Raw genomic sequence first — 359 nt, 5'->3', positions numbered from 1 at the left:
CAGCCGCGGACGTGGTGGTCGAGGTGGCGGGTGGCGGTACGGATACCGTACAGACGTCGCTGGCCAGCTACACCCTGGGTGGTAATGTCGAGAACCTGACCTATACCGGCGCCGGTAACTTTACCGGGACCGGTAATGCGCTGGCCAACATCATCACTGGCGGGGTCGGTAACGACGTCCTCAATGGCGGGGACGGCAACGACACCCTCAACGGTGGGCTTGGCGCGGATGTCATGAATGGCGGTGCCGGCAACGACACCTTTGTGGTCGACAACGTCGGTGACACCGTCACCGAGGCGCTGGGTGGTGGTACCGATCTGGTGCAAACCAGTCTGACCAACTACCTGCTCGGTGCCAAC

The 359-nt window shown here is 62.7% G+C and carries 1 protein-coding gene; it reads left to right on the top strand.

From position 1 onward, the window contains the following. Nucleotides 1-359: calcium-binding protein (locus tag AEQ67_RS00010; RefSeq protein WP_161807449.1), on the top strand; the 359-nt coding region annotated here is incomplete at both ends.

Origin of the sequence: Pseudomonas sp. RIT-PI-q, assembly GCF_001297125.1 — a bacterium.
Classification (GTDB): Bacteria; Pseudomonadota; Gammaproteobacteria; order Pseudomonadales; family Pseudomonadaceae; genus Aquipseudomonas.
This window is presented reverse-complemented; position numbering and strand designations above follow the sequence as displayed.